Origin of the sequence: Ewingella sp. S1.OA.A_B6, assembly GCF_049889095.1 — a bacterium.
Taxonomy (GTDB): Bacteria; Pseudomonadota; Gammaproteobacteria; order Enterobacterales; family Enterobacteriaceae; genus Ewingella.
This window is the reverse complement of sequence record NZ_JBLJFK010000039.1, coordinates 1-396: the sequence shown is the minus strand read 5'-3', so window position 1 is coordinate 396 and position 396 is coordinate 1. Positions and strand designations below refer to the sequence as shown.

Below are 396 nucleotides of genomic sequence, written 5' to 3'. Positions count from 1 at the left end.
CCTGGCGGCACTAGCGCGGTGGTCCCACCTGACCCCATGCCGAACTCAGAAGTGAAACGCCGTAGCGCCGATGGTAGTGTGGGGTCTCCCCATGCGAGAGTAGGGAACTGCCAGGCATCAAATAAGTAGGGTTTGCCTAAGTAGCAAGCTATCAGAAGAATAAGCGTGCTGATATGGCTCAGTTGGTAGAGCGCACCCTTGGTAAGGGTGAGGTCCCCAGTTCGACTCTGGGTATCAGCACCAGTAATAAGCGTAGAGTTCGGTAAATTAACAGAATTTGCCTGGCGGCACTAGCGCGGTGGTCCCACCTGACCCCATGCCGAACTCAGAAGTGAAACGCCGTAGCGCCGATGGTAGTGTGGGGTCTCCCCATGCGAGAGTAGGGAACTGCCAGGC

1 tRNA gene and 2 rRNA genes are annotated in these 396 nt (G+C 56.6%); all 3 read left to right on the top strand.

What is annotated here, in order from left to right:
• The 3 genes from rrf (ACMV8I_RS21375) to rrf (ACMV8I_RS21365) all read left to right on the top strand — a co-directional run bounded on the left by rrf (ACMV8I_RS21375) (position 1) and on the right by rrf (ACMV8I_RS21365) (position 396).
• Positions 1-116: ribosomal RNA gene (gene rrf / locus ACMV8I_RS21375) — 5S ribosomal RNA — on the top strand.
• A 51-nt stretch (positions 117-167) separates the two neighbouring features.
• Positions 168-243: transfer RNA gene (locus ACMV8I_RS21370), tRNA-Thr, on the top strand.
• A gap of 37 nt (positions 244-280) precedes the next feature.
• Positions 281-396: ribosomal RNA gene (gene rrf, locus ACMV8I_RS21365) — 5S ribosomal RNA — on the top strand.